At 73.5% G+C, this 6,598-nt stretch carries 8 protein-coding genes; 1 reads left to right on the top strand and 7 read right to left on the bottom strand.

What is annotated here, in order from left to right; translation table 11 throughout:
- From ACWGJO_RS11950 to ACWGJO_RS11930, 5 genes are all read right to left on the bottom strand, one after another.
- Window positions 1-1,016, bottom strand: a 1,016-nt coding sequence (locus ACWGJO_RS11950; protein WP_452183320.1) for a SulP family inorganic anion transporter, incomplete at its 3' end; no start/stop codon positions are given.
- A complete protein-coding gene (locus ACWGJO_RS11945; protein ID WP_452183319.1) occupies window positions 1,013-1,387 on the bottom strand; it encodes an ArsR/SmtB family transcription factor in 375 nt (124 codons plus the stop codon). The genes ACWGJO_RS11945 and ACWGJO_RS11950, both read right to left, overlap by 4 nt.
- Before the next feature lie 2 nt (window positions 1,388-1,389).
- Entirely contained in the window at window positions 1,390-1,587 is a 198-nt protein-coding gene (locus ACWGJO_RS11940) for a hypothetical protein (protein ID WP_452183318.1), read from the bottom strand.
- Between the two features lie 154 nt (window positions 1,588-1,741).
- Window positions 1,742-2,029, bottom strand: a complete 288-nt coding sequence (locus tag ACWGJO_RS11935; protein WP_452183317.1) for a universal stress protein — start codon at window positions 2,027-2,029, stop codon at window positions 1,742-1,744.
- A 38-nt stretch (window positions 2,030-2,067) separates the two neighbouring features.
- Entirely contained in the window at window positions 2,068-4,476 is a 2,409-nt protein-coding gene (locus ACWGJO_RS11930) for a phosphoketolase family protein (protein ID WP_452183316.1), read from the bottom strand.
- 398 nt (window positions 4,477-4,874) lie between these two features.
- Here ACWGJO_RS11930 and ACWGJO_RS11925 point away from each other — a divergent pair, with 398 nt between their 5' ends.
- Entirely contained in the window at window positions 4,875-5,747 is an 873-nt protein-coding gene (locus ACWGJO_RS11925) for a universal stress protein (protein WP_452183315.1), read from the top strand.
- A gap of 312 nt (window positions 5,748-6,059) precedes the next feature.
- Here ACWGJO_RS11925 and ACWGJO_RS11920 read toward each other — a convergent pair whose 3' ends face one another.
- Window positions 6,060-6,224 carry a sigma 54 modulation/S30EA ribosomal C-terminal domain-containing protein gene (locus ACWGJO_RS11920; RefSeq protein ID WP_452183314.1) on the bottom strand — a complete coding sequence of 55 codons (165 nt, stop codon included), beginning with the start codon at window positions 6,222-6,224 and terminating at the stop codon, window positions 6,060-6,062.
- The gene (locus ACWGJO_RS11915; protein WP_452183313.1) at window positions 6,221-6,358 is read right to left on the bottom strand and encodes a hypothetical protein; all 138 of its coding nucleotides are present in this window, start codon (window positions 6,356-6,358) and stop codon (window positions 6,221-6,223) included. Before ACWGJO_RS11915 ends, ACWGJO_RS11920 begins: the two co-directional genes overlap by 4 nt.
- Window positions 6,359-6,598: the final 240 nt, after the last annotated feature.

The following is a 6,598-nucleotide window of genomic DNA, read 5'->3' as shown; positions in this document are numbered from 1 at the left end:
TCGGTGGTCTCGGCGAGCTGGAGCAGGAAGCGGTGGGCGACGGCGAAGAACACCGGGCCGTCCATCCGGTACGCGGCGATGTGCTCGGTGAGCAGCGCCTGCTCCTGCTCGTGGTGGTCGGCGGGCGGCAGACCGTCGTGCAGCGGCACCTGCTGGAGGCTCGCGGAGCGGGCGACCTGGCGCAGGGCCAGGATCCCGGCGACGGCCAGGCCGAGGACGACGGCGGTGACCAGGTCGAAGGCGAGGGTGGCGGCGGCGGTGAGGACCAGGACGGCGGTCTCGCCGCGTCCGCTGCGGGCGAGTGCCCGCAGCGAGGCGACCTCGACCATCCGCACGGCGGTGGCGATCAGGACACCGGCGAGGGCGGCCAGCGGGATGGACTCGACGAGGGGCGCGGCGGCGAAGACGACCACGGCGAGCACGGCCGCGTGGACCAGGGCGGCGAGCCGGGAGGCCGCGCCGGAGCGGACGTTGACGGCGGTACGGGCGATCGCGCCGGTGGCGGCGACACCACCGAACAGCGGAGCGACCAGGTTCGCCACTCCCTGGCCGAACAACTCCCGGTCACTGTCGTGGCGTTCGCTGACGCTCATCGCGTCGGCGGCGGTCGCCGACATCAGCGACTCCAGTGCCGCCAGGGCGGCGACCGCGAGGGCGGCGGTCAGCAGGTGCGGGGCGGCGCCGAGGTCGAGGAAGCCGAGCGACGGCAGCGGCAACCCGGCCGGAAGGTGGCCGATGGTCGCCACGTCCAGATGGAGGAAGCGGGCCGCCAGGGTCGCGGCGGCGACGGCGATCAGCGAGAACGGCACGCCGGGGCGCACCCGGGCTCCGACCAGCATCACGGCGGCGACGCCGAGCGCCAGCGCGAGCGGCAGGGCCACGATCGCCACGGTCAGGCCGGCCAGGAGATCCTTGCGGGGCGAGCGGCCCATCGTGGCGAGGGTCGCCCGGTTCGGCAGCACGGCACGGACACGATCAGCGGCCCGGCCCGTCAGGGTGCCCTGCGTGGCACTCACGCGGTCTTCTCCCGAGCGTCGGCGTCGGCGCTGGCGCCGGGCACGGCCGCCTCACGCAGCTCGGCGAGCAGCGTCTCCTGGTCGGTGATCATCTCGGTGAGGATGCGGCGCGCGGCGCGCAGCAGGTCGGCGACGTCCGGGGTGCTCAGCGCGTAGACCACGGTGTTGCCCTCGCGGGTGGCCGTGACCAGGTTGCTGCGGCGCAGGACACCGAGCTGCTGGGAGAGGCTGGACGGCTCGATCTCGATCGCGGCGAGCAGCTCGCGCACCGGGAGCGGCCCGTCCTGGAGCAGTTCCAGCACGCGGATGCGCGCCGGGTGGCCGAGCGTGCGGAAGAACTCCGCCTTGGCCTGGTAGAGCGGGACGGCCATGCTCAGCCTGCTTCCTCTTCCTCTTCCTCGGCGGCACGCTCGACCTCGATGCCGTGGTGGGCGGCGATCCGCAGGAGCTGCCTGACGCGTCCGGCGTACGCCTGGGCGCCGTCCTCGTCACCGGCCGCCCGAGCGCTTGCCCGCTGCCGGCGGGCCTCGGCGAGCTGCTCGCGAAGCTCCTGGTCGAAAACGTCGCTCATGCGCCCCTCCTTGCCGCGGGCGCTGCCGCGCACGGCCACACTACTGCTGGATACAGCACAACATAATCTATTGACTTGAAGAATTCTTCAAGTCCAGATCGGGGATCCGGGAGCCGCCGCCCGCTCAGGAGGGCGGCCTTGGCCGACGCTTCCATCAGCAGCAGTCCGGGAGCCGCGCGCTCCGTCGCCTCGACGACCTCGACGCCCGGACGCGCGGCCCGCCAGGGGGCGAGGGCGCGGGCGAGCAGCCCGGCCTCGCCGTCCCTTCCCCCGCGGCCCGGTCGGCCACCGGAACGGCGGTGGCGTGCACGGCCCGCAGCGGCAGGCCGTGCCGTTGCGCGGCGGCGAACGCGAACTCCAACGCCGCCTCGGCGGGGCGGCGGGCGTCCACGCCCACCACCACCTGGTCACGCTGTTCCGGGCCCGTCGACTCGGGGTCCACGGTGGTTGTCTCCTCAATGACAGCCCCCTGATCCTCGGTCAGGAACCCCAGGTCCAGTCTGCTACCTCGGGCAGGTCGGTGCCGTGTTCACGGATCCAGTCGTGGTGTCGGGCGCGCTGGTCGGCCATCCGCTGCCGGACGGCGGCCGCCCGGACGGCGAGGCCGGGGGTGCGGTCGATGACGTCCATGACCAGGCGGTAGCGGTCGAGGTCGTTGCGGACCACCATGTCGAAGGGCGTGGTGGTGGTGCCGGACTCCTTGTACCCGCGCACGTGCAGCTGGGGGTGGACGGCACGGCGGTAGGCCAGGCGGTGGATCAGCCACGGGTAGCCGTGGTAGGCGAAGACGACCGGCCGGTCGCGGGTGAACAGGGCGTCGAACTCGGCGTCGGGCATGCCGTGCGGGTGTTCCTCGGCGGGCATCAGCCGGGCCAGGTCGACCACGTTGACCACCCGTACCGCCAGGTCCGGCAGATGGCTGCGGAGCAGGTCGGCCGCGGCGATCACCTCCTGGGTGGGGACGTCACCGGCGCAGGCGAGGACGACGTCCGGTTCACGGGTGCCGTCGTCGGTGCCGGCCCACTCCCAGACGCCGGCGCCGCGGGCGCAGTGGGCTCGGGCCTGCTCCAGGGTGAGCCAGTCGAAGCAGGGCTGTTTGCCCGCGACCACGACGTTGACGTAGTCGCGGCTGCGCAGGACGTGGTCGGCGGTGGCCAGCAGGGTGTTGGCGTCCGGCGGGAAGTAGACCCGCACGGCCTCGGGGCTCTTGTTGAGGACGTGGTCGACGAAGCCGGGGTCCTGGTGGGAGAAGCCGTTGTGGTCCTGGCGCCAGACGTGGGAGGTGAGCAGGTAGTTGAGCGAGGCGATGGGGGCGCGCCAGGGGATCCGACGAGTGGTGCGCAGCCACTTGATGTGCTGGTTGACCATCGAGTCGACGATGTGGACGAACGCCTCGTAGCAGGAGAAAAGGCCGTGCCGTCCGGTGAGGAGGTAGCCCTCCAGCCAGCCCTGGCAGGTGTGTTCGGAGAGGATCTCCATCACCCGGCCGTCGGGGGCGAGGTGTTCGTCGGTGGCCACGGTCCCGGCCTGCCAGGCCTTGCCGGTGGCGGCGTAGACGGCCTGGAGGCGGTTGGAGGCGGTCTCGTCGGGGCCGACGAGGCGGAAGTCGCGGCGTTCGGCGGTGTCGGCCATCACCTGTTCGAGGAAGTCTCCGAGGATCCGGGTGGGCTCGTGCAGCGTGGTACCGGCCTTGTCCACGGGGACGGCGTGGCGCTCCAACGGAGGCAGTGGCAGGTCGCGCAGCAGGAGGCCGCCGTTGGCGTGCGGGTTGGCACCCAGGCGGCGGATTCCGTCGGGGACGCAGGCGAGTACCTCGGGCACCGGGCGGCCGGCGGTGTCGAACAGTTCCTCGGGCCGGTAGGAGCGCAGCCAGGCTTCCAGCTGGGCGAGGTGGGCGGGGTTGTCGCGGACCTGGTCCAGCGGCACCTGGTGGGCGCGCCAGGTCCCCTCGACGGGGACGCCGTCGACCTGGGCCGGTCCGGTCCAGCCCTTGGGGGTGCGCAGCACGATCATCGGCCAGGTGGGTCGCCCGGTGACGCCGTCGGCCCGGGCGGCCCGCTGGATCGCGGCGATCCTCTCCACCGCAGCGTCCAGGGCGGCGGCCATGGCCTGGTGCACCGCCAGCGGGTCGTGCCCGGACACGTACAGGGGGTCGTGCCCGGACACGTACAGGGGGTCGTGCCCGTAGCCGCGCAGCAGGGCGTCGAGTTCGTCCTCCGGCAGGCGGGCGAGGACGGTCGGGTTGGCGATCTTGTAGCCGTTCAGGTGCAGGATCGGCAGGACTGCGCCGTCGTGGACGGGGTCGAGGAACTTGTTGCCGTGCCAGGACGCGGCGAGCGGGCCGGTCTCGGCCTCGCCGTCGCCGATCACGCAGGCCACCAGCAGGCCGGGGTTGTCCAGGGCCGCGCCGTAGGCGTGGGAGAGCGCGTAGCCGAGTTCGCCGCCTTCGTGGATCGAGCCCGGGGTCTCGGGGGCGACGTGGCTGGGTACGCCGCCGGGGAAGGAGAACTGCCCGAACAGCTTCGCCATGCCCTCGGCGTCCCGGGCGATGTCGGGGTAGGTCTCGCTGTAGCTGCCCTCCAGCCAGGAGTTGGCCAGGACGGCGGGTCCGCCGTGGCCCGGGCCCCAGACGCAGATCGTGTCCACGCCGCGCTGCCTGACGATCCGGTTGAGGTGGGTGTGCACCAGATTGAGGCCGGGTGAGGTGCCCCAGTGACCGAGCAGGCGAGGCTTGATGTGCTCGGGCCGCAGCGGCTCGCGCAGCAGCGGGTTGGCCATCAGGTAGATCTGACCGACCGCCAGGTAGTTGGCGGCCCGCCAGTGCGCGTCCAGCTCCTGAAGTTCCTGGCCGGAGAGGGCTGCGGGCACCGGAGGCGGGGTGACGGACATGGCTGAGGTCTCCTTCGGATCTTCGGGCGCGGCACCCGGCAGCCGCGCTCGGCCCCATCGTCACCGCCGGGACGCGATGGCGCACAGGGCCGGTCGGGGCATGCCGGGACCGGACGGACGGGACCTGTGGCCCTGTGTTCCCGGGCTGCCCGGCCCTGGGCCGGTGCCCGCCGAGGGCGGAGGCTGGCGGAGCCTGCCGATCGGTGCAGGCGCGCCGTACGACGCGGCTTCCCCAAGATCTGGACGGAACATGATCGACAGCACCGGAGAGACCCGGGCCTACCTGGTGGGAGGCGGGATCGCCTCGCTGGCCGCCGCCGCCTTCCAGGCCCTGAGGACCGCCTTCGGCTGAGCCCGTCCCAGTCCCCACCACCGCACGAGAATCCGGAGCATTCCCCGTGAGCACATACGTACTGGCCGGCGTGGACGGCTCGCCCGAGAGCACCACCGCGGCCCGCTGGGCTGCCGCCGAGGCCGTCCGACGCGGTCTCACCCTGCGCCTGGTCCACGCCCAGACCTGGCTGGACTACATCCACGCCGGCCCCGGCGAGCCCGCCGATGTCCTCGCACTGACCACCCGGATGCTCTCGGACGCCCGGAAGGCGGTCCTGGACCCGCACCCCAATCTGGAGGTCCGGACCGAGCTGATCGGGGGCGTGGAGCCGGGCAATGCGCTGGCCGAGGCGGCCTCCGACGCGGAACTGCTGGTCCTCGGTTCGCGGGGGCTCGGGGGCTTCGCGGGCCTGCTGGTCGGATCGGTCGGCCTCGCCGTGGCCGGCCGGTGCGAGGTTCCGGCGGTCTTCGTCCGTGCCGGGGAGTCCGAGCGGCCCGGCGGCCCCGATCGGCCCGAGGTGGTCGTCGGCGTCGACATCCGTGACCCCTCCCCGGAGGTCGTCGAGTTCGCCTTCCACGAGGCCGCCCTGCGCGGAGCCGTCCTGCGCGCCGTCCACGGCTGGGAGCCGCCGCCGGTCCGGGGCTACGCCGGATGGGTGCCCCCGCTGGCCGAGGCGGAGCGGTTCCGGGCGATCGAGGACGGACTGCTCACCGAGGCGCTGACCGGCTGGCGGGAGAAGTTCCCGGAGGTCGAGGTGGTCGAGGACAGCCGGATCGGCACCGGTTCCTCGGCGCTGGTGGACGCCTCCACCGACGCCTCCGTCGTGGTGGTCGGCCGCCGGCGGCGCCCGCACCACGCCGGCCTGCGGCTCGGCCCGGTCGCCCATGCCGTACTGCACCACGCGCAGGCACCGGTCGCGGTCGTGCCGCACGACTGACCGGACACCCGCAGGCGGTGGGCCCCGCGAAGGCGTGGGGCCCACCGCCTTTTCTCCTGCCCCCGCACGGTCCGGCGGGGTACCCGCGGCCATGGGGATTCCCGCAGCGATGGCGTGCCTGTGGTGGGGGTGCCTGAGCTGGGCGTGCCCAGTGAGGGCCCGACGGCCGGCTGCGGCGCCTGCCCGGGGTGAGCAGTCCCCGCGGTCGGCGCCGGGTCCTTGCTCCGGGTCCTTGCTCCGGGTCCCGAGACCGCGCGAACCGAGGACGGTGTCACCCGTCCCCGGTTCGCGTCCCGGCCGTTCCCGCGCCGGCTACCGCGCGGGTGTGATGAGGCCGTAGTGGCCGTCGTAGCGGTGGTGGAGCACGTTGCCCCGCCCGGTCGCGGTGTCGGTGAAGAAGACGAACGGCAACCCCGTGAGGTCGAGCCTCGACACCGCCTCGGCCACCGCCAGTTCCGGCACCCCGACGGTGCTCACGGTGAGCCCCGCTCGTGCTGCCGCTCGACGACGGCCAGCAGCTTCGCCCTGGCGTAGTCCGGCGCGGCGAGGGACACCTCGCCCCGGGTCTCGACCTGGATGTCGTGGGCGATCGGCGTGTGCAGACGGTTCATCGGGAGTCCTGCCTTTCGGATGTGGATTCAGACTGCCGGGTGCCGGGCGGCACCGTCGTCGGCCGGACGTCCCGCTGGCAGGGCCCGGTGGTCCCTGTCTCCGCCGTCCAGGGCGGCGCGGACGGTGGTCCCGGCCCGGGCCGGGACCACCGGGGTCCGGCACCGGCCCGTCGCGGTCGACACGAGGAGGTGGCGCACTCTGGTGCACGGCCCGCCGCTCTCCCGACCGGGACCACCGGC

This window comes from Kitasatospora sp. NPDC054795 (genome assembly GCF_053611565.1).
This window is presented reverse-complemented; position numbering and strand designations above follow the sequence as displayed.